Source organism: Streptomyces hamibioticus (genome assembly GCF_047946815.1).
Classification (GTDB): Bacteria; Actinomycetota; Actinomycetes; order Streptomycetales; family Streptomycetaceae; genus Streptomyces.
Window position 1 is genome coordinate 2889572 of record NZ_JBKKQY010000001.1, and the last position, 21401, is coordinate 2910972.

At 74.7% G+C, this 21401-nt stretch carries 15 protein-coding genes; 5 read left to right on the top strand and 10 right to left on the bottom strand.

Annotation, left to right across the window (positions count from 1 at the left end; genetic code table 11):
* Window positions 1-30: 30 nt before the first annotated feature.
* Window positions 31-801: an FHA domain-containing protein gene (locus ACLGIH_RS12800; RefSeq protein WP_416525379.1), complete on the top strand. Its 771-nt coding sequence runs from the start codon at window positions 31-33 to the stop codon at window positions 799-801.
* Window positions 798-2366, top strand: coding sequence for a serine/threonine protein kinase (locus ACLGIH_RS12805; RefSeq protein WP_416525380.1), 1569 nt, complete (start codon window positions 798-800; stop codon window positions 2364-2366). The genes ACLGIH_RS12800 and ACLGIH_RS12805 overlap by 4 nt, the downstream gene beginning before the upstream one ends.
* 84 nt (window positions 2367-2450) lie before the next feature.
* Here the strand turns inward: ACLGIH_RS12805 and purH are convergent, their stop codons facing one another.
* Entirely contained in the window at window positions 2451-4010 is a 1560-nt protein-coding gene (gene purH, locus ACLGIH_RS12810; protein WP_416529366.1) for a bifunctional phosphoribosylaminoimidazolecarboxamide formyltransferase/IMP cyclohydrolase, read from the bottom strand.
* Between the two features lie 17 nt (window positions 4011-4027).
* The gene (gene purN / locus ACLGIH_RS12815) at window positions 4028-4666 is read right to left on the bottom strand and encodes a phosphoribosylglycinamide formyltransferase (protein ID WP_416525381.1); all 639 of its coding nucleotides are present in this window, start codon (window positions 4664-4666) and stop codon (window positions 4028-4030) included.
* A gap of 327 nt (window positions 4667-4993) precedes the next feature.
* On the opposite strand from purN, the gene ACLGIH_RS12820 reads away from it, so the two are divergent.
* A complete protein-coding gene (locus tag ACLGIH_RS12820; RefSeq protein WP_416525382.1) occupies window positions 4994-5773 on the top strand; it encodes a hypothetical protein in 780 nt (259 codons plus the stop codon).
* A 134-nt stretch (window positions 5774-5907) separates the two neighbouring features.
* On the opposite strand, the gene ACLGIH_RS12825 is transcribed toward ACLGIH_RS12820, so the two are convergent.
* On the bottom strand, window positions 5908-7812 hold the full coding sequence (locus ACLGIH_RS12825; protein WP_416525383.1) for a cell division protein PerM: 1905 nt from the start codon (window positions 7810-7812) through the stop codon (window positions 5908-5910).
* Between the two features lie 105 nt (window positions 7813-7917).
* Between ACLGIH_RS12825 and ACLGIH_RS12830 the strand changes: the two genes are divergently transcribed.
* A complete protein-coding gene (locus ACLGIH_RS12830) occupies window positions 7918-9378 on the top strand; it encodes a helix-turn-helix domain-containing protein (RefSeq protein ID WP_416525384.1) in 1461 nt (486 codons plus the stop codon).
* Between the two features lie 176 nt (window positions 9379-9554).
* Here ACLGIH_RS12830 and sucD read toward each other — a convergent pair whose 3' ends face one another.
* The 7 genes from sucD to ACLGIH_RS12865 form a co-directional block, all read right to left on the bottom strand.
* Window positions 9555-10439 carry a succinate--CoA ligase subunit alpha gene (gene sucD / locus ACLGIH_RS12835; RefSeq protein WP_416525385.1) on the bottom strand — a complete coding sequence of 295 codons (885 nt, stop codon included), beginning with the start codon at window positions 10437-10439 and terminating at the stop codon, window positions 9555-9557.
* A gap of 21 nt (window positions 10440-10460) precedes the next feature.
* Window positions 10461-11642 (bottom strand): ADP-forming succinate--CoA ligase subunit beta, encoded by a 1182-nt coding sequence (gene sucC / locus ACLGIH_RS12840; protein WP_416525386.1) that lies wholly within the window; start codon window positions 11640-11642, stop codon window positions 10461-10463.
* A 552-nt stretch (window positions 11643-12194) separates the two neighbouring features.
* Window positions 12195-13448, bottom strand: a complete 1254-nt coding sequence (locus ACLGIH_RS12845; protein WP_416525387.1) for a hypothetical protein — start codon at window positions 13446-13448, stop codon at window positions 12195-12197.
* 159 nt (window positions 13449-13607) lie between these two features.
* Window positions 13608-14786, bottom strand: coding sequence for a hypothetical protein (locus tag ACLGIH_RS12850; RefSeq protein WP_416525388.1), 1179 nt, complete (start codon window positions 14784-14786; stop codon window positions 13608-13610).
* Between the two features lie 219 nt (window positions 14787-15005).
* Window positions 15006-16169 (bottom strand): VWA domain-containing protein, encoded by a 1164-nt coding sequence (locus ACLGIH_RS12855; protein WP_416525389.1) that lies wholly within the window; start codon window positions 16167-16169, stop codon window positions 15006-15008.
* Window positions 16166-18595 (bottom strand): DUF5682 family protein, encoded by a 2430-nt coding sequence (locus ACLGIH_RS12860; protein ID WP_416525390.1) that lies wholly within the window; start codon window positions 18593-18595, stop codon window positions 16166-16168. The genes ACLGIH_RS12855 and ACLGIH_RS12860 overlap by 4 nt, the downstream gene beginning before the upstream one ends.
* A 96-nt stretch (window positions 18596-18691) precedes the next feature.
* Window positions 18692-19894: an ATP-binding protein gene (locus ACLGIH_RS12865; protein WP_416525391.1), complete on the bottom strand. Its 1203-nt coding sequence runs from the start codon at window positions 19892-19894 to the stop codon at window positions 18692-18694.
* Between the two features lie 132 nt (window positions 19895-20026).
* On the opposite strand from ACLGIH_RS12865, the gene ACLGIH_RS12870 reads away from it, so the two are divergent.
* Window positions 20027-21385, top strand: coding sequence for an SWIM zinc finger family protein (locus ACLGIH_RS12870; RefSeq protein WP_416525392.1), 1359 nt, complete (start codon window positions 20027-20029; stop codon window positions 21383-21385).
* The last annotated feature ends 16 nt before the right edge of the window (window positions 21386-21401 follow it).

The following is a 21401-nucleotide window of genomic DNA, read 5'->3' on the forward strand; positions in this document are numbered from 1 at the left end:
TCGAGGCCGTCAGGCACGGGGAGACGCACCTTGTACAGCATCATCGTGGTACCTCCGCCGACCACGGAGGACCAGCGCAGCCGCACCGTTCCCACCCAGATCCGGCTCGCTCCCGGCGAGCGGCTGGCCTTCGGGCGGTCCGTGCCCGAGGGCGGCCTGCTGATCCCGCACGACGGGGTGTCCCGGCGGGCCGGTGAGATCACCGCCCAGGGCACGTTCTGGACGCTGAGCAACCTGTCGTCCCGCCAGACCTACGTCGTGGAGAACCCGGAGGGCGCCGGCGAGCACATCAAGGTGGCGCCCGGGCGGCTGGACGCGCCGGTGCCGTTCGAGTTCTCGCGGATCGTGCTGCCGGCGGCTGGCGATCTGCTGCCCGTCGAGGTGTGGGCGCCGCGCCACGACTACCTGTCCGCCGAGGACGGCGCCGACGGCGAACCGACCGCTCCCGCCTTCTCCGTCGACCGTTCCAAGCGCTACTTCGCGGTGCTGGCCGCCCTGTGCGAGCCCCGCCTGCGTGGCGCGCCGCACGCCCCGCTGCCGACGGTCGAGCAGGTGGTCGAGCGGCTGCGCCCCACCTGGCCGGCCGCCTCGCGCACGTCGGTGCAGTGGAACATCGACTACCTGGCCGTCAAACTCCGGCTGAAGCCGGGCCCGGAGACGGCCGAGCCGGGCACGCGGCTGAACGGCAAGAAGGAGTCGCTGGTGTCGATGGCGCTCCGCTTCGACCTGGTCCGCGAGGACGACCTCGTGGTCCTGACCGGGCCGGCCCCGGCCGAGCCGCCCGGACGGTCCCTGCGGTGACCGAGCCGTACGCCGTGCCGGTGCCGAAGGGCTACCGGGTGGGCGTCTGGGAGGTGCGCGAGCCGATCGCGACCGGCGCCTTCGGCAGCGTCTACGCCGCCCGCCGCACCGGCGGCGCCGACGACCTGCCCGACACGGCCGCCCTGAAGTTCCTGCCGACCGGCACGGGCACCCCCCGCCAACTCACCCACCTGCGCGAGCTGATCGGGCGGGAGGTCGAGCTGCTGCGCCGGCTGAAGCGGCCGCGGCTGATCCGGATGTACGAGACCCTCACCGTCGACGACCCCGGCGAGCCACGGCTGGACGGCGCCACCGTCCTGGTGCTGGAGCGGGCGGAGAGCTCCCTGGCCACGCTGCTCGCGGGCTCCCCCCGCCCGCCGTCCGGGCCCGAGCTGCTCGCGCAGGTCTGCGCCGGGCTGGCCCAGCTGCACCGGGCCGGCTGGGTGCACGGCGATCTGAAGCCGGCCAACGTGCTGCTGATGGCGGACGGTTCGGTACGGCTGGCCGACTTCAACATGGCGGCCGAGCTGGAGGGCACCCACGCCTACACGCCCGCCTTCTCCACGCCCGACTACACCCCGCCCGAGCTGCTCTGGTCCGAGATCGGCGACCGGGGCCGCCGCACCCGCCCGTCCGCCGACGTGTGGGCCTTCGGCGTCCTGGCCCACCTCGTCCTCACCGGCGCCTTCCCGCTGCCCGGCGGCACCCCGGCGGCCCGCCGCGACGCGGCCGTCGCCTACTCCCGCGGCGCCGACGAGCTGCGGCTGTCGCCCGGCCTGCCGGACGGCTGGCGGGACATCGTGACCGCCTGCCTGACCCGCACGCACGCCGACCGCATCGGCACGGAGGCGCTGCTGCGGCGGGTGGAGGCGGCCGCGGCCACGTCGGCCGGCCGGCGCCGCATCCCGGTGCCGTTCACGGTCCGCCGCCGCCCCCGCACCTGGCGGGCAGCGTTGACCGCATCGGCCGCCACCGTCGCCGTGGCGGCGCTCGGGTACGCCCTCACCACCTGGGCCAGCGACGGCCGGGACCCGGGCGGCAGCGGCCAGGGCGGCCCGGCGCACGTCTCCGCCGCCTCGTACGGCGCCGACGAGCTGCGCACCGACCGGGGGGTGCCGCCCGCCTACCGGCTGCTGATCGTGGAGACGGCGCACGACTGCGACCAGGAGGACGTCACACCGCCCCTGATCGCCGCCATGCTGAAGGTGGAGAGCGACTTCGACCCGGACCTCGCCGACCCCGCCATGGACGAGTACGGCATCGCCCGCTGGACACCGCGGGTGCTGCGCTGGTGGATGAACGAGGACGGCACGCCCGCCGAATCCGTCCCCGAGCCGCCGTTCCCGCCCGCCGAGTCCATCCCGGCGATGGGCCGCTACCTGTGCTGGATCGCGCCGCGCCTGGACGACGGCCTGCCGGGCGACCGCCGGGTGCTGATCTCCGTGGCGTACCGGACGTCGTACCGGAAGGTGAACGACGCGGCCGGGGTTCCCCCGAAGTACCGCGACTACGCCGACCGCGTCGCCCACTACCTCAAGGAGTACACGCCTCCGGGCCGGAGGTGACCCTGTGGACTCCGAGGTTGCCCACGCGGGAAAGGGCCCCGGCGGACGCCGGGGCCCTTTCCCCCACACCTTCCGCTCACCGCGTCAGTGGAAGAAGTGCCGCGTCCCCGTGAAGTACATCGTCACGCCGGCCTTCTTCGCCGCCTCGACCACCTGCTCGTCGCGGACCGAGCCGCCCGGCTGGACGACGGCCTTGACGCCAGCCCCGGTGAGGATCTCCAGGCCGTCGGGGAAGGGGAAGAACGCGTCGGAGGCGGCGTACGCCCCCTGCGCGCGCTCGGCGCCCGCGCGCTCCACGGCCAGCTTCGCGGAGTCGACGCGGTTGACCTGCCCCATGCCGACGCCGACGGAGGCACCGTCCTTGGCGAGCAGGATGGCGTTGGACTTCACCGCGCGGCACGCCTTCCAGGCGAAGGCCAGCTCGGCCAGCTCCGACTCGCTCAGCGCCTCGCCCGTCGCCAGCGTCCAGTTCGCGGGGTCGTCGCCCTCGGCCTGGAAGACGTCCTTGACCTGGGCCAGGCCGCCGCCGTCGATCGGGCGGAACTCGGCGGGCGCCTGCGGGGCCTCGGGGCAGCGCAGCACGCGGATGTTCTTCTTCTTGGTGAGGGCCTCCAGCGCGCCCTCCTCGTAGCCGGGCGCCACGATGACCTCGGTGAAGATCTCCGCGACCTGCTCGGCCATCTCCTTGCTGACCGGGCGGTTCACGGCGATGACACCGCCGAACGCGGACAGCGGGTCGCAGGCGTGTGCCTTGCGGTGCGCCTCGGCGACGTCCGCGCCGATCGCGATGCCGCACGGGTTGGCGTGCTTGATGATCGCGACGCAGGGCTCGTCGTGGTCGTAGGCGGCACGGCGGGCGGCGTCCGTGTCGACGTAGTTGTTGTACGACATCTCCTTGCCGTGCAGCTGCTCCGCCTCGGCCAGGCCGCCGCAGCCGCCCGTGTAGAGCGCGGCGGGCTGGTGCGGGTTCTCGCCGTAGCGCAGGACGTTCTCGCGCCGGTAGGCCACGCCGATGAACTCCGGGAACTCCTCGCCGTCACCGGCGTACTCCCCCGCGAACCAGCCGGCGACCGCCACGTCGTACTCGGCGGTGTGGCGGAACGCCTCGGCGGCGAGCCGCTTGCGGGCCGCGAGGTCGAAGCCGCCGTCGCGCACGGCGGCCAGCACGTCGTCGTACCGACCCGGGCTGGTGACCACGGCGACGGACGGGTGGTTCTTGGCGGCGGCGCGGACCATGGAGGGGCCGCCGATGTCGATCTGCTCGACGCACTCGTCGGGCGAGGCGCCGGAGGCGACGGTCTGCTCGAACGGGTAGAGGTTGACCACGACCAGGTCGAACGGCTCGACGCCCAGGTCGGCCAGCTGCTGCCGGTGGGTCTCCAGGCGCAGGTCGGCGAGGATGCCGGCGTGCACCTTCGGGTGCAGCGTCTTGACCCGGCCGTCCAGGCACTCGGGGAAGCCGGTGAGGTCCTCGACCTTGGTGACCGGGACGCCGGCGGCGGAGATGCGGGCGGCGGTGGAACCGGTGGAGACCAGCTCCACACCGGCCTCGTGCAGCCCGCGGGCGAACTCCTCGAGCCCGGTCTTGTCGTAGACGCTGACGAGCGCGCGACGGATGGCCCGCCTGTCGCTCTCGGCGGTCACTGGGTTACTGCCGGCGGTCACTGGATTACTACCTTTCGTCCCTCAATGCGATAGCCGTTGCGGGCGAGCCGCCCCACGACGTCGACGAGCAGCCTTCGCTCGACTTCCTTGATGCGCTCGTGCAGAGCGCTCTCGTCGTCCTCGTCCCGGATCTCCACCACGCCCTGCGCGATGATCGGCCCGGTGTCGACGCCGTCGTCGACGAAGTGGACGGTGCAGCCGGTGACCTTGGCGCCGTACGCGAGCGCGTCCCGTACGCCGTGGGCCCCCGGGAAGCTGGGGAGGAGGGCGGGGTGGGTGTTGACGAACCGCCCCCCGAAACGGGCCAGGAACTCCTTGCCCACGATCTTCATGAACCCGGCCGAGACCACGAGGTCCGGCTCGTGGGCGGCGACCGCCTCGGCGAGCGCCGCGTCCCACGCCTCCCGGGTGGCGTAGTCCTTCACCCTGCGCACGAAGGTGGGCACCCCGGCACGCTGGGCGCGCGCGAGCCCCTCGATGCCGTCGCGGTCGGCGCCGACGGCCACGATCTCGGCTCCGTAGGCCTCGGTGCCTCCGGCGGCGATCTCGTCGAGGAGCGCCTGCAGGTTGGTGCCGGATCCGGAGACCAGCACGACCAGTCGCTTGACGCGCTCGGCCACGGGCTTGGCGGCCACGGTGGGGGCCCTTTCTCGGGGTGGCGGATGTGCGGCCGGTTCGCACCGCCGCGTTTGTGCGGTCGTACGAATGCTTTGCACCCCCGGATACGGGGAAGTCTACGAAGCGGTCGACCGTCAGCAACGATACCGGCACACCGGGCGGCCCCCTCGGGACGGGGGCGCGGCCGGGAGGTAGCGTCTGGGTGGGGGCCGGACCGGGGCCGGATCCCGCCGGACCGGGAACGCCGTCCGTGTGTCGGGCGTTCACCAGTCGTAAGCCGGACTCGCCAGTCCTGCTGGCAAGTCGTACTCACTCGTCATCGCCAAGGGGAAGACGCTCACTTGATGCCGGACCGCAGCCTGCGACTGCTCACGCTCCCCCAGCAGTCGGCGCAGGGAGGGGAGCACAGCACCGCCGTGCTGCTGCGGGAGCGCCCGTCCTCACCGCCCGACGCGTCCTCCGACCGCGGCTCCGGCGACGACCGGGGCGGCCGGCAGGACGACAACCCGTTCGCGCCGCCGCCCGAGGGCACGCCGGACCGCCCCTGGCAGCCCCGGCACCCCGACGGCAGCGACCACTCCTCCCAGGGCGGCGGCACGGGCGGCGGACGGTCCCCGTGGGGCCGGCAGTGGAGCGACCGGCAGCCCGGCCGTTCCTCCGGCGGCTTCGGCGAGCGCCCCCGCACCGGCCCCGAGTCGCCGTCCGGCGGACCCGGCCCGCGCTGGGACCCGACCGACCCCGCCCAGCGACGCGCCCGGTACGCGCTGCTGAGCGGTATGTGGGCCCTGTTCTTCGCCCTCTTCACCTGGCCGTACGTGGCGCTGCTGCTCGGCTCCCTGGCCCTGTACTGGGGCATCAGCGCGCTGCGCGCCAAGCCGCGCACCGCGGGCCCGGACAGCAGCCCGGCCCCCGAGCAGGGCGCCCGTCCGCAGACCACCGCCGCGGTCAGCGGCCTGGTCACGGCCTCGCTGGGCATCCTCCTCGTCGCCGCGTCCTTCGCGGCGCAGCTGGTCTACAGCGACTACTACACGTGCCGGAACGACGCGCTCACCAACGTGTCGGAGCAGGCGTGCAGTCGGCATCTGCCGGAGGAGCTGCGCGGGGTACTGGGCGCGGAGGACTGACGCCCGGTTCGCTCGCCGGGCCCTTCGGGTCCGTCCGGTCCGTCGGGGCCGTCCGGTCCGGTCCGTCGGGGCCGTCCGGTCCGGTCCGTCGGGGCCGTCCGGTCCGGTCCGTCCGGGCCGTCCGGTCCGTCCGGTCAGGGTGTGCGGGGCGGGTTCCCCGGGGGCGGGGTGCCCGGAGGACCCGCGGTGCCGGTGCCGCCGCCGGCCGTGGGGTCGGTGGCGGTCAAGGGGTCCGGGGGCGGCATGGGGGAGGCTGGGGACACGGGGGACGCAGGGGGCACGGGGTCCAGCGGGAGGAAGTCGTAGGGCTCGTCGTCCCCCTCCGCGTCGGCCTTCGCCGGCTGAACGCCCTTCGGGGGCTCGGGCACCTTCGGCTCCTTGCGCCGCGTCAGCCAGTCGCCCATCGACGGCAGCGGCACCCGCGGGCGCGGCTCGGCCGCCTCGGCCCCGGCCGGTGTCTCCGTCCGCTTCCGCCGCCCTGCCCGGCACCGCCACGCCCGCACGCAGAGCGCCACGGGCACCGCAGGCACCGCGACCCAGGCCAGTGTCGCGCCCCCGACCTGCCACCACACCGGCCCGAACCGGGCGAGCGCGGCCACGCCCAGCGGCCCGCCCGCCGACGCGGCGAGCAGCGCGGCCAGGACCGCGCAGAGCACGGCCGCCAGCAGGGCGGCGACGGTGGTGCGCCGGTTCGACCAGGGCCCCGCCCACGCCTCGGCCGAGGCCGAGGCTGCGCGACCCGTGTCGGCCGAGGGGCCGCGGCCCGCGTCGGCCAGAGCGTCTCCATGCGCCCGTGGCCGCCCGTCCGCCCGTGGCCGCCCGTCCGCCGGTGCTCCGCCACCGGCCGTGGCCGCCGCACTCGTCGTGGCTGCCGCACTCGCCGTGGCCGCCACACCCGCCGTGGCCGCCACACCCGCCGTGGCCGCGCGGGCCGTGAACCACCCCACCGTCACGGCGGCCGCCACCGGCACCGCGCCGGTCGCCCAGTGCAGCGGCGTACCCGGCCCCGGGTCCGGCACCGCCGCCAGCAGCGGGAGCGGCGGCAGCGAGGGGGCGGGGGCCGAGGAGAGCGGGCCCACCAGGTGACCGGTGCCCAGCAGGAAGCCGGGGCCGAGGGAGTACGCCGCCGCCCACACCGCCGCGTTCGGCACCAGCGCCAGACACAGCAGCAGGACGGCGAACTGCCCGGACCAGCCCTCCGTGAGCCGCAGGAACGACGTCCGGGCCGCCCCGTTGTGCCACAGCAGCGACACCGTCAGCAGCAGCGCCCCGCCACCGACGAGCACCGCCGCCCCGGCGCACGCGGCACGGGTCGCGGCGCCCAGGCGCGCGTCCGGTTCGACGATCAGCTCCCGCACGGCCCGGGGCAGCCGGGCCAGCGCCCGGCCCACCGGCCCGCCGGGGCGGCCGAACGCCGTCCACACCCCCGCGCCCGCCGCGCCCATGACGACCAGCGGCAGGCACACCGCCGTCGACGGCCACGAGGGCCGCAAAGCGCCGCCCGACGCGTAGAGCACGACGGGCGTGCCGACGGCGAGGTAGCCGAGGACGACGCCCGTCCAGGCGATGCGCGCCGAGACGGGGGGCGGCCCGTCCTCCCGGCCGGCTCCCCCGCCCAGGGCCACGCCCGGTCCCGGGCCCACGGCCACGCCCACGCCCGCCCCGGGGTCCGTCGCGTCCCGGGCCGCCCGGTGCACCAGCCAGACCGGCAGCAGGAGCAGCAGCAGCGGGGTGACGCCCACGGGCGCGGGGACACCGGAGAGCGTGTCGGTGCGGATCAGTTCCGCGCCGTGCGCCAGCACCCACAGCGCGGCGACCACGTGCAGTGCGCCGCCGGGGCCGTTGTCCGGATACGGCGAGCTGATCCACAGCACCATCACCAGTACGGCGAACGAAGCCACCCCCAGCCCCGCCGCCAGCGCGCCGCCCAGGAGACCGTCGGCCAGGCCGGGCGAACGGTCACGCCACCGGGCGCGCAGGGCGGACACGGGCGAGGGGGAGGGCGGTCGGCGAGCGGTCGTCTGGGTCACGCCCGCCATGCTCCCAACGACACGCGCTTTACCCGCGTAACAGGCGCAGGACCGTTGTGTCGCTCAATATACGTTTATGTTCTTTTTCGTACGGCGCGTAGGCAGGGGCGCCCTGTGACGCGGAGCCCTGCGACCCCGCTCCCCTCTCCCAAGGCACGTCGACGCCTGCGCGAGGCCGCCTCGCTGACCCGGGCTCAGGTCGCGGAACGGGTGGGCGTCACCCGCGCGACGGTACGCGAGTGGGAGACCGGCCGTTCGACCCCGCGCGGCCGGAAACGGGAGGCGTACGCGAAGCTGCTCAGCGCCCTGGAGTCCCGGACGGAGGTGGCGGGGCCGACGGAGGCGACGGAGGCCCCGGGAGTTGCGGGGGCTACGGGGACCGCGGGGGTGAAAGGGAGTCAGAAGGCGGCCCCGGGCGTCACTCCGGAAGGTGCTCCGGACGTCGCCCCGACCACCGCACCGGATGTCGCCGCGGAGTTCGGTCCGGCCGCCGTGTCCGCGGGGGCCGCGGTGCCGGTGGCCGTCGGCGGGGAGTCCGCCGCCGGGGGGACGCCGGACCCGGCGGCGCCCGGCGAGCCGGCGTCCGCCGAGCCTCCCTCCGCCGGGTCCCCCTCCACCGAGTCCCCCTCCACCGAGTCCCCCTCCACCGAGTCCCCCTCCTCCGGGCACATCTCCGCCGGGCACACCTCCGACCCGCCCGCCGGCACCGGCGTGCTCGCGACGGAAACCGCGACGGACGAGACCGGAGCCGAACCGGAGGCCCGGCCCGCACCCGCCGACCTGACGCCCGCTCAGGCCTTCGACGCGCTGTACGCGTTCTGCGCCCCCTCCCTGGTACGCCAGGCCTATCTGCTGACCGGCCGCCGGGAGCTGGCCCGGGAGTCGGTCGAGCGCGCCTTCCAACGCGCCTGGGAGCGCTGGCCGGAGGTGGCCCGCGACCGCGACCCCGCGGGCTGGGTGCGGGCGGCGGCGTACGAGTACGCCGTCTCCCCCTGGCACCGCTTCCGCCTGCGCTACCGGCACCCCGAGGCACCCCCCGCCGAGGCCGCCGACCGGGTCCTGATGGACGTGCTGCTGGAACTCCCGCCGCCTCGCCGGCGCGCGCTCGTGCTGTACGACGGGGTCGGCCTCGACCTGCCCGACACGGCGGCGGAGACGGAGGCGACCACCGCGGCGACGGCCCACCGGCTGATGAGCGCCCGCAAGGCCGTCGCCGCCCGGCTGCCCGAGCTGGCCGACCCGCAGGAGCTGCACCGGCGGCTGGCCGCGCTGGCGTCCACCGAGCGGCTCCGGGCGGCCCAGCCGCCGGCGGTGCGGGCGGGCAGCGAGCGCCGGGCCCGGTTCTGGACGCGGGCGGCCATCGCCTTCACGGCCGCCCTCATCGGGACCACGGCACTGACGCTGCACACGGCCCCCACGGCGTACGAGCCGCCGGTGCCTGCGGGAGAGACGGTCCGGGGCGTGCCGCCGCGGCAGGCGCCGGGGCCGCTGTCGGACGAGGAGCTGGAGCTGCGGTCCAAGCTGCGGGACGACCTGCAGAGCGGGACGCAGCGGCTGGTGCCGCAGGCGCGGTGAGGGCGTGAGCGTGCTTACGGACGGACGGTCGTACGGCCGTACGACCGTCCGTATGCGCCGGTGAGGGCGTGAGCGGGACGTGCGTACGTGCGTGCTCATGACGAAGGGCCCGCCCCCTCGATGAGGGTGCGGGCCCTTGCGTCGTGCGCGGGCGGCGTCGCCCGGCCGGGCTGTGCTCAGCTGCCGAGAATGGCGCGCGCCAGCTTCGCCGTCTCGGTCGGGGTCTTGCCGACCTTGACGCCGGCGGCCTCCAGGGCCTCCTGCTTGGCCTGGGCGGTGCCGGAGGAGCCCGAGACGATGGCGCCGGCGTGGCCCATGGTCTTGCCCTCGGGCGCGGTGAAGCCCGCGACGTAGCCGACGACCGGCTTGGTCACGTTCTCCTTGATGTAGGCCGCGGCCCGCTCCTCGGCGTCGCCGCCGATCTCGCCGATCATGACGATCAGGTCGGTGTCGGGGTCGTCCTGGAAGGCCTTCAGGGCGTCGATGTGGGTGGTGCCGATGATCGGGTCACCGCCGATGCCGACGCAGGTCGAGAAGCCGATGTCCCGCAGCTCGTACATCATCTGGTACGTCAGCGTGCCGGACTTCGAGACCAGGCCGATGCGGCCCGGCTTGGTGATGTCGGCCGGGATGATGCCGGCGTTCGACTGCCCGGGGGTGATCAGGCCGGGGCAGTTCGGGCCGACGATGCGGGTCTTGTTGCCCTTCTTGCCGGCGTACGCCCAGAAGTGCGCCGTGTCGTGCACCGCGATGCCCTCGGTGATGACGACCGCGAGCGGGATCTCGGCGTCGATGGCCTCGACGACGGCGTCCTTGGTGAACTTCTCCGGGACGAAGATGACCGTGACGTCGGCGCCGGTCTTCTCGATGGCCTCCTTGACGGTGCCGAAGACCGGTACCTCGGTGCCGTCGAAGTCGACCGTCGTGCCCGCCTTGCGCGGGTTGACGCCACCGACGATGTTGGTGCCGGAGGCCAGCATGCGGCGGGTGTGCTTCTGACCCTCGGAGCCGGTCATGCCCTGGACGATGACCTTGGATTCCTTGGTGAGGAAGATAGCCATGGTGTTCTGGTACCTCGTCCCTTACTTCGCGGCAGCAGCCAGCTCGGCGGCCTTGTCGGCCGCGCCGTCCATGGTGTCCACCTGCTGAACGAGCGGGTGGTTGGCGTCGTTGAGGATCTTGCGGCCCAGCTCGGCGTTGTTGCCGTCGAGGCGCACGACCAGCGGCTTGTTGACGTCCTCGCCCTTGCTCTTGAGCAGCTCCAGGGCCTGCACGATGCCGTTGGCCACGGCGTCACAGGCGGTGATGCCACCGAAGACGTTGACGAAGACGGACTTGACGTCCGGGTCGCCGAGGATGATCTCCAGGCCGTTCGCCATGACCTCGGCGGAGGCGCCGCCGCCGATGTCGAGGAAGTTGGCGGGCTTGACGTTGCTGTGCTTCTCGCCGGCGTACGCGACGACGTCCAGGGTCGACATGACCAGGCCGGCGCCGTTGCCGATGATGCCGACCTCGCCGTCGAGCTTGACGTAGTTGAGGTTCTTCTCCTTGGCGGCGGCCTCGAGCGGGTTGGCCGCGGCCTTGTCGTGCAGGGCCTCGAAGTCGGGGTGGCGGAACTCGGCGTTCTCGTCCAGCGACACCTTGCCGTCGAGGGCGATGACGTCACCGGAGGCGACCTTGGCCAGCGGGTTGACCTCGACCAGGAGGGCGTCCTCCTTGATGAAGGTGTCCCACAGCTTGACCAGGACGTTCACGACCTTGTCGGCGACCTCGGCCGGGAACTTCGCGGCCTCGACGATCTCGCGCGCCTTCTCGGGGGTCACGCCCTCGATCGGGTCGATCGGGGTCTTGGCGACGGCCTCCGGACGGGTGGCGGCCACCTCCTCGATCTCCACGCCGCCCTCGACGGAGGCGATGGAGAGGAAGGTGCGGTTGGCGCGGTCGAGGAGGAAGGAGACGTAGTACTCCTCGACGATCTCGGGGGCCGTCTCGGCGATCATCACCTTGTGGACCGTGTGGCCCTTGATGTCCATGCCGAGAATGTCCGTCGCGCGGGCGACGGCCTCGTCCGCGGTGGCGGCCAGCTTCACGCCACCGGCCTTGCCGCGGCCACCGACCTTCACCTGGGCCTTGACGACGGACTTGCCGCCCAGACGCTCCGTGATCTCGCGCGCCGCCTCAGGCGTGTCGATGACTTCACCGGCCAGCACCGGTACATCGTGCTTGGCGAAGAGGTCCCTCGCCTGGTACTCGAACAGGTCCACGCGCTTCCGTCCCTATCAGTGATCTCGCGGTTCGTTGGATGCGTGGGCGTGCCGCGAAGGGCAACGTGACGTCCGCATGTGTCACAAGGGAGGCGCACACGGTGTCCGAGCGCGCGGCATGTCCGTCTCGCAGGTTATCGCCGCTTGCGGGGGCACCCTAAATCGAGGGTCACACATGAGCGGTGATACCTGTCACATGGTGCCGTCCTCTCCGGCACGGCGTGCCGACCGTGAGGTCGCCGGGTCCGGGCGGGCCGAGGGCCTCACCGAGCTGGGGTTGACCCGGTGAGGCCGTGGAACGCCCCGAGGGGTCGCGGTGACGCGACTCCCCGGGGTGCGGGCCGGGCGATCCCCACCCCAATGGGGACCGACCGTCCCGGTTCGCGGGACCGGGCCAGGGCGGGGACCGACGGCTTTCGGCCCTCGCCCGGCACAGGCACTCCGCGAAGTCCGTGATCACGGATGTCCGGTCGCAGGCGACTTACGCGTCCCTACGCCTCGGTAGGGGCTCGACGGGTGGCACGAGCACGACGCGCAGGGACGCCGCGGATGTCAGACGTGGTACGGGCTGCCGAGTCCGGCGTCCTGCGCGTAGCCCGGGGTGACGGACTGTGCCACGCCCTGGGTGCCGGTGACGGCGTGCCCGGCCAGCGGGACTCCGGTGTCGTACACCGTGCCGGCCAGCTCTTGACCGAAGGGCGCGGCCTGTCCGGCGACACCCTGCGCGAAGGGCGCCACGTCACCGACGACGCCGTCCGCGAAGGGCGCCGTGTGGCCCGCGACGCCGTACGCCAGCGCCGTGGCGCTGCCGCCGACGCCCTCGGCGACCGGCCGCACGGTCTCGGTGACGGCGTCGACGACCGGCTGGACCGCGCCGGTGACCCCGGCGGCGAACGGCGGCACCTCGCCGGCCACGCCGTCGGCGAACGGCCCGGCCTGACCGGTCACGCCGTGCGCGAGCGGCGGCACCTGGTCCACGACGCCGCCCGCGAAGGGCCGCACGTCGCCCGTGACGCCGTACGCCAGTCCGCTCGCGTCCTGCACCGCCTGCCCGGCGACGGGCACCACGCCGTCCACGGCGGTGTTCGCGACCGGCGGCAGGACGGCGTCCACGGCGTCGTCGGTGCCGCCCGTGACCTGGCCGACGGCCCCGGTCACGACCGGCTGCGCGCCCTGCACGGCCTGGCCCGCGACCGATCGGACGCCGGCCACCGCGTCCGAGACGACCGGCACGGCCCCGTCGACGGCGCCGGCCGCGACCGGCGGGGTGACCGCGTGGGCCGTCTCCTCGACGACCGGGGTCGCGGTGCCGGTGATGTGGCCGGGGACGCCGCCGACGGTGTCCTGGGCGGCGCCCTGGGCGCTGTTCCGGGTCTCCTCCAGCTCCGGCGCGAAGGCGGAGAGCGGGCCGAAGAGGTAGTCGATGCCGCCCTCGGCGGCCCGGTCGGCGGCGGCGGTCGCCCGGTCGGCGGTTCCGTCGGCGGTCCGGTCGGCGGCGGCGGTCGCCCGGTCGGCGGTTCCGTCGGCGGTCCGGTCGGCGGCGGCGGTCGCCCGGTCGGCGGCGGCCGTGGTCCGGCCCGCGAGGGACGTCACCGTGGACTGGGCCGCGTCGGTGACCTTTTCGGCGGTGACGTCGTCCGAGGTGACCTTGGAGTCCAGCTCGGAGGTGGCCACCTCGGCCGTCACGTCCGGGACGGAGACGGGCGCGGCGGGCAGCTCGTCCGCGCTGGCCGCGGCGGAGCCCAGGGCCCAGGCGCCGGTGACGCCGGCGGCTATGACGATGGACCGGCGGATGTTCTTGTTCATGAGTACGTCAGGGTCCTTGGAAGTTTTGGGGACATTTCCGATGCCGGGCCAGGGGGGTGGCTCCGGCGTCTACCGCCCGGAATACGGAGGGGTGTCCGGACGGGAGGGCAGACCTTTCCGCCCCCGCGCGGCAGGTCTACGGCGGGGGGAGGGCCTGCCCTATGCGGGGGAAACGGGAATGTCCCGGTACCGGTCCCGGGTCTCGGCCGCCTCGGCGCGCGCGATGGCGCCGGGCGCGAGTCGCAGGGGTACGCGGTGGTCGAGGGTGACGGCGTGCGCGTCGCCGTGCCGCGGTGTGCCGTTGTCGGCCGCGGCACGGTTGGCCAGTTCGCCGTCCGGATCACCGGGCGGCGCGTGAGGGGCGGGAGCGGGGAGGGGCGGGGCGGCCCGTCCTTCGTCTCCGTGCGCTGGAGAGCGCGGTCCCGGTCCGATGACGTGGGGCCCGTGGGCGACGCCCCGCGCCGCATCGGTGCCGCCCGGCCGGTCTTCGGCCCGGGCCTCACGGGCTCGGGAGCCGGAAGCGGGAGCGCCTGGGGCGCCGAGGATGTCCTCCGCGGCCGAGGCGGTCGCGGAGCCCGTCGGCGGCGCCGGAACGGCCGGCGCGGGCAGGGTGGCCGCGGGGTCCGGGGCGGGCCCCGGCAGCCCGGGAAGCGCGGGAAGACCGGCCGAGCCCGGCAGTGCACCGGGATCGCCGGGTCCGCCCGACGGACCGGTCAGGCCGGAAAGGCCGACCAGGCCGGAAGGAGCAGTCAGGCCGGCCGGACCGGGCAGGCCGGACAGATCAGCCAGGTCGGCCGAGCCGGAGAGGCCGGACAGGTCGGCCACGTCGGCCAAGCCGGAAAGCCCGGACAGGTCGGCCACGTCGGCCGAGCCGGAAAGCCCGGACAGGTCGGCCACGTCGGCCGAGCCGGAAAGGCCGGACAGGTCGGCCACGTCGGGCGACTGCGGCGGCTCGGAGAGAACCGGGAGGTCGGAGGGGCGGGACAGGCCGACGGAGTCGCGTACGTCGGAGGTGTCGCGGCGGTCTGAGGCGTCAGGGCGGACGGGGCTGATAGGCCGGTCTTCGCTCGCCCGAGTCACCCCGGACACCTCGCGCACACCACCCTCCGGCACCGCGGCAACCACCCGATCCACCGCGGCGCCGCCCACGGCCCGGCCGTCGGCAGCGGCGGCCCCCGGCGACGTCACGCCGTCCTCGGCCGCCTGAGCCCGCTGGCCGAAGCACAGGCCGAGCACGAACACCGCACCCACCAGCAGCACCACCCGGAGCGCGCGCCGCCCGGCCGCCGCGCGCAGCATGCGCTGAGCGGCTCCGGGCAGAGCGGCGGACCAGGTCACGAGGGGAGGTTCCTCCCATACGGCGAAACGGTGACGAAGCTGATGTGCGTCACGAGCGATGAGCCGGCGGGACGCCTACGGTCAAGCGGAACACGACGCACCGCTGACGGGCGTCGATCCTCGCACGGGACGCCCGAGGTTCCGCAACCCCCCTGTTACCGATGGGTAGTCATGTCCCTTTTGCCGGGAGGAGTCGGGCGGCGACGGACCGACACACCGTCACGCGGTGTCCGGTATCGGCAGCGGGCGCTTCTCGATTGCCGCCGCCATCACCTCCGGGAAGATGTCGGGCGTGCAGGCGAAGGCCGGTGCTCCGAGGCCGGCGAGAGCGGCCGCGTGCTCCCGGTCGTAGGCGGGCGCCCCCTCGTCGGACAGCGCCAGCAGCGTCACGAACTGCACCCCCGACGCCTTCATCGCCGCCACCCGCTTGAGCATCTCGTTGCGTATCCCCCCTTCGTAGAGGTCGCTGATCAGGACCACCACCGTCTCGGTGGGCCGGGTGATCTGCGACTGGCAGTACGCCAGCGCCCGGTTGATGTCCGTGCCGCCGCCCAGCTGGGTGCCGAAGAGGACGTCGACCGGATCGTCGAGCTGGTCGGTGAGATCGACGACCGCCGTGTCGAAGACGACGAGCCGCGTGCTGATCGACCGCATGGATGCCAGCACCGCCCCGAACACCGACGCGTAGACGACGGATGCCGCCATCGACCCCGACTGGTCGATACAGAGGATGACCTCCTTCTTCACCGACCGGGACGCCCGGCCGTAGCCGATGAGCCGCTCCGGCACGATCGTCCGGTGCTCCGGGAGGTAGTGCTTGAGGTTGGCCGCGATCGTACGGTTCCAGTCGATGTCGTGATGGCGTGGCCGGCTGACGCGCGCGCTGCGGTCGAGGGCTCCGGTGAGGGTGGCCCGGGTGCGGGTGGCGAGCCGCTTCTCCAGGTCCTCGACGACCTTGCGCACGACGGCCCGCGCCGTTTCCCTCGTCGTCTCCGGCATCGCCTTGTTGAGCGAGAGCAGGGTGCCGACGAGGTGCACGTCGGCCTCGACCGCCTCGAGCATCTCCGGCTCCAGCAGGAGGGTGGCGAGGCCGAGCCGGTCGATGGCGTCACGCTGCATGACCTGGACGACGGAGGACGGGAAGTACGTCCGGATGTCCCCCAGCCAGCGTGCCACGGCCGGCGCCGACGCCCCGAGCCCCGCCGAACGCTCCCGTCCCGTCTGCGGTCTGTCGCCCTTGCCGTAGAGCGCGGTGAGCGCCCCGTCCATCGCGGCGTCCCGTCCGGACAGCGCGCATCCGGTGCCGTCGGCGGCGTCGCCACCGAGCACGAGCCGCCATCGCCTGAGCCGCTCCTGCGCCGGGCCCACCAGCTCGGCCGTCATCTCTCCACCCCCACGAGGTCGTTGTCGTCGGCGTCCTGCCGCATACCGCCGCCGGCCGCCGCACCACCGCCCGGCGCCGGCCCGGCGTGCCCGCCGTCCGGGTCCGGGCCGCCCAGCAGCAGCCGCACCACCGGCAGCACCGCGTCCGCCCGCTCGGCGTCGATGCCGGCGGCGAAGCCGGGTATGCCCGCGCCCGTCGCCGCCGAGCCTCCCGGTGTTCCGGGGCCGCGCCGCACCAGTTCGCCGAGACTGCGGCGGACACCCGGCTCGTATGCCGAGAACGTCCGCCGCAGCAGCGGCAGTACGTCCGTGAACGCCTCCGCCGGGACGCCCGTCAGCCAGGCGTCGACCAGTCCGAGCAGCCGCTCGTCGTGGACGAGCAGCATCCCGCCGGAGCCGCCGCCGACGAACCCCTCGATCCAGGCGGCGGCGTCCGCCGGTGGCGTCCCCGCGGAGAGCACCAGCCCCATCAGCCGCGCCGTCTCCTTTGGGGTCAGCTCTCCGTCGTCCAGCAGGAGCCGGACGGCCCGCCCCCGGATGACGCCGGGCACGGTGTCCCGCCCGGACAGCACCCGCAGCACCGACCGCCAGCGGCCCCGCAGGTCGCCGTGGCCCGGGGCCGGATCGTCGCCCAGCAGTCCCACCGCCCCGTGCACGGCGTCCACCTGGCGCCGCATCTCCTCGGCCGCCTCCGCGTCGAGCGCGGCGCACGCCGGGGGCAGTCCGACGAACACCCGCTCGGCGAGGCCCGCGGCTACCTCGGCGAGCGCTCCGGTGTCCGTGCCGCGCACGTCGCCGTAGCGCAGGGAGCGGACCAGGGCCGGCAGGGCCTGGGCGAGGTGGCCGACGTCCGCGTCGAGCGCGGCCCGGTCGGCCAGGACGCGCATCACCGTGGGCAGCGCGTCCGGCAGTTCGGCCAGCAGGCAGCGCTCGGCCAGCGCGGTGACCTCCGCGAGGCCCGGTGCGCCGACGGCGTCCGCCTCGGCCCTGGCGGTCGCGGCGGCGAGCACGGTCGTGCCCCACACCCCGGCCTCGGCCACCCGCACCGCCAGCTCCGGCTCCCAGCGCAGCCGCCAGGTCTCCCGGAACGTGCCCGTGCTGCCGCGCGAGGCGGTCGGCTCGCCCCATCCGATGCCGAGCAGGCGCAGCCGGTGCAGCAGTCTGCTGCGCCCCGCGTCGGTCTCCTTGCGCAGGTCGAGCTCCAGCTCCCGCTCCAGCGCCTCGGGCTTGAGCCGCAGCCGCCGCTGGTGCCGCGCGAGGTCCCGCTGCAACGGCACCGCGGGCGCGTCCTCGGGCACCTCGCCCATCTCGTCCCCGACGACCAGCCGGTCCCGCACCAGTGCCAGCGGTACGTCCGAGCCCTCGCACATCACCGCCCGCACGGCGTCGGTGGTCTCGCTCAGGCCGGGCAGCGGGCGGCCGCGCATCGCGGCGAGCGTCTCGGCCAGCCGCACCGCCTCGATGACGTGCGCGGAGGAGACGAGGCGGTCCTCCTCCCGCAACAGGCCGGCCACCTTCGTCAGCCACCGCTCGACGGGACGGTCCGGAGCGCCGAACAGATGCCCGTACCAACCCGGTGAGGTGATGCCCGCTCCGTAACCGCTCGCCCGGGACAGCCGCCGGTGGGTCCACGGCACCCACGTCATGTCCGTCCTGACCTTGGGCAGGCCCTTCACCAGTGCCCGGTCGGCGGCGACGGTGGCCTTGCGGCGCAGCGCGGGCACGTGCCACGCCCCGCACACCACGGCCACACCGTCGGCGAACTCCCGCTGCGCCGCCCGCACCTGGAGCCGCATGTGGGCCTCGCGCACCAGGTCCCGGTCGTCGCCCCCGCTGCCGTACGTCTCCCGCAGCGCCCCCATCGCCTCCTCCAGCGCGGTGAACGGCGCGAGCGGGTCCCCCTCTCCGGTGCCGCGGTGCTCGACGACGTCCTCCCACCAGCGCTCCGGGTCGTCGTACCCGGCGGCATCGGCGAGGGCGGCCAGCGGATCGACCCGGACGTCGCCGGGACCGGCCTCCCGCTCCACCTCACGGTCCTCCTCCGGCCGGTCCTGCGCGGGCGGCGCCTCCCAGGCCAGCGTGTGCGCGGCGGGCAGGTCGATGAAGCGGGCCGGCACGCCGTGCGCCAGGGCCCAGCGGATGGCGACCCACTCGGGGGAGAACTCGGCCAGCGGCCAGAACGCCGAACGGCCGGGCTCGTCCACGGCGTGGGCGAGCAGGGCGACCGGTGGCCTCAGGGCCTCGTCGGCGGCCAGCGGCAGGAGGGCGTCGGCCTCCGGCGGGCCCTCGATCAGCACCACTCGGGGACGCGTGGCCTCCAGCGCCCCCCGGACCGCCCGTGCCGACCCCGGTCCGTGATGCCGGACACCGAGCAGCAGCGGCACCGCCGCGGCTCCCCCGCCACCCGGCCCGTCACTGACCGTCACACCGACCCCTTCCCCTCCGGGTCCACGTCGAGTCGTCGTCCCCGCCTCGGCAGCCCGCTGCCGGCGCTCCCGTCCCAAGCTCCTCCCGACGGCCGCTCACGCGGTCACCTCCCGGCAGGCGCGGTAGAAGTCCGTCCAGCCGTCACGCTCGCGGACGACCGTCTCCAGGTACTCCTGCCAGATCACGCGGTCGGCCGCGGGGTCGCGGACGACGGCGCCGAGGATGCCCGCGGCGACGTCGCCGGGCCGCAGCACGCCGTCCCCGAAGTGGGCGGCCAGCGCCAGGCCGTTGGTGACGACGGAGATCGCCTCGGCCGTCGACAGTGTGCCGCTGGGCGTCTTCACCTTGGTCCGGCCGTCGGCCGTCACCCCGTCGCGCAGCTCACGGAAGACGGTCACGACGCGGCGGATCTCGTCGATGCCGTCGGGCGCGGCCGGCAGGTCGAGGGAGCGGCCGAGCTGGTCGACGCGGCGCGAGACGATGTCGACCTCCGCCTCGGCGCTCTCGGGCAGCGGCAGCACCACGGTGTTGAAGCGGCGGCGCAGCGCGCTGGACAGGTCGTTGACGCCGCGGTCGCGGTCGTTGGCCGTGGCGATCAGGTTGAAGCCGCGGACCGCCTGCACCTCCTGGCCCAGCTCCGGTATCGGCAGCGTCTTCTCCGACAGGATCGTGATGAGCGTGTCCTGCACGTCGGCCGGGATGCGGGTCAGCTCCTCGACCCGCGCGGTCATGCCCTCCGCCATCGCCCGCATCACGGGGCTCGGCACCAGGGCCTCGCGGCTGGGGCCGTGGGCGAGCAACTGCGCGTAGTTCCAGCCGTAGCGGATGGCCTCCTCCGGTGTGCCCGCCGTGCCCTGCACGAGCAGCGTCGAGTCGCCGCTGACCGCGGCGGCCAGGTGCTCGGACACCCAGGTCTTCGCGGTGCCGGGCACGCCGAGGAGCAGCAGGGCGCGGTCGGTGGCGAGCGTGGTGACGGCCACCTCGACGATGCGGCGCGGTCCCACGTACTTCGGTGTGATCACCGTGCCGTCCGGCAGCGTGCCGCCGAGGAGGTACTGGGCGACGGCCCACGGCGACAGCTTCCAGCGGTCCGGGCGCGGCCGGTCGTCCTGGGCGGCGAGCGCGGCGAGTTCGGCGGCGAAGGCGTCCTCGGCGTGCGGCCGCAGGACCTCGGCCCGGCTCGCGGACGATTCGGCGGACCTCGCTTCGGCAGGCGCTTCGCCAGACGGTTCGCCAGACGGTTGGGCGGACGCTTCGACGGACGGTTCGGCGGACGTCGGTTCAACGGACACAGGCATGGCTGAGTCCCCCTCCAGCTCGGCCGGTTCGGATCTGTCATCAACCGTGCACCACACCACTGACAATCACTCTGACCTGCACAAACGCCTCCGCGGAGCTGATTGTCAGTGGTGGCGTCTACCTTCGACGGCATGACTCAGCAGGGGGTGCGCTGGACCGCGGACCAGGTGCTGGCACTGGCGCCTGACGCCGCGTCACGCAAAGCGGGAAGCAGGCTCGGCACGGCGGGGCCGTGGTCCGAGACGGGGAGTTCCGACGAGGGGACGGTGTGGGGGCTGTGCAAGGGCAGTGGCAAGAAGCCGTATCAAACGGTGGTCGACCTGGCGGACGCCTCGGGACCGGCGTACAAGTGCACCTGTCCGAGCCGCAAGTTCCCGTGCAAGCACGCGCTCGGCCTGCTGCTGCTCTGGGCCGAGGGACCCGGCGCGGTCCCGCGGGAGCAGGCGGCGCCGGACTGGGCGGAGCCGTGGATCACGACCCGCCGCGGACGCACGGAGCAGAAGCGGTCGGCCGGCCCTTCCGCCGCGGCCTCCGGGCCCGCTGACCCGGAAGCGGCCCGGCGCAGGGCGCAGCGCCGGGCCGAGCGCATCACCGCCGGGGCCACGGAGCTGGAGCAGCGGCTCGCCGACCTGCTGCGCGGCGGCCTGGCCGGCGCGGAGCAGGCCGGGTACGGACTGTGGGAGGAGGCTGCGGCCCGCATGGTCGACGCCCAGGCGTCCGGACTGGCCGCGCGGGTGAGGGAGCTGGGCGCCATCCCGTCGTCCGGCCCCGGCTGGCCGGTCCGGCTCCTGGAGGAGTGCGCCCTCCTCCACCTCCTCGACCAGGGCTGGCTGCGCCACGGGCAGCTGCCGGACGACCTCGCGGCGACGGTCCGCTCGCGCGTCGGCCTGCCCGTCTCGCCGGACGGCCCGCCGATCCGGGACCGGTGGCTGGTCCTCGCCCAGTACGACACGGCGGACGCCCGGCTGACGACACGGCGCATCTGGCTGTACGGCGCCGAGTCGGACCGCACCGCGCTGCTCCTCTCCTACGGGGCCGCCGGCCGCGCCCCGGACCTCGCCCTGCCGGTGGGCCTGACGCTCGACACCGAGGTGATCCCCTACCCGGGCACCGCCCGGCAGCGCGCCTCACTGGGGCAGCGGTTCGCCCCTCCGTCCCCCGCCTCCATCCGCCCACCGGGCGTCACGACGTCGCAGGCGACCGCCCGCTACGGCGCCGCCCTGCGCGAGGACCCGTGGCTGGACTCCGTCCCCGTCACCCTCGACCGGGTCATACCGGCCCCGGACGGCGACTCCTGGCAACTGGCGGACGCCGACGAGGACACGGCCCTGCCGCTCACGCCCGCGGCCCGCAACCGCCCGGGCCTGTGGCGCCTGGTCGCCCTGTCGGGCGGCGCCCCCGTCACGGTCTTCGGCGAGTGCGGCCACCGGGGCTTCACGCCGCTCACGGCCTGGCCCACGGGACCGGGCCCCGCGGTGCCGCTGTGCTGACCACGGAAAGGAACGG

Coding starts and splice junctions, on each gene's coding strand:
- ACLGIH_RS12820 (WP_416525382.1), top strand. CDS start 4,994: ATGCCGGACCGCAGCCTGCGACTGCTCACGCTCCCCCAGCAGTCGGCG.
- ACLGIH_RS12825 (WP_416525383.1), bottom strand. CDS start 7,812: ATGGCGGGCGTGACCCAGACGACCGCTCGCCGACCGCCCTCCCCCTCG.
- sucD (WP_416525385.1), bottom strand. CDS start 10,439: ATGGCTATCTTCCTCACCAAGGAATCCAAGGTCATCGTCCAGGGCATG.
- ACLGIH_RS12845 (WP_416525387.1), bottom strand. CDS start 13,448: ATGAACAAGAACATCCGCCGGTCCATCGTCATAGCCGCCGGCGTCACC.
- ACLGIH_RS12855 (WP_416525389.1), bottom strand. CDS start 16,169: ATGACGGCCGAGCTGGTGGGCCCGGCGCAGGAGCGGCTCAGGCGATGG.
- ACLGIH_RS12865 (WP_416525391.1), bottom strand. CDS start 19,894: ATGCCTGTGTCCGTTGAACCGACGTCCGCCGAACCGTCCGTCGAAGCG.
- ACLGIH_RS12870 (WP_416525392.1), top strand. CDS start 20,027: ATGACTCAGCAGGGGGTGCGCTGGACCGCGGACCAGGTGCTGGCACTG.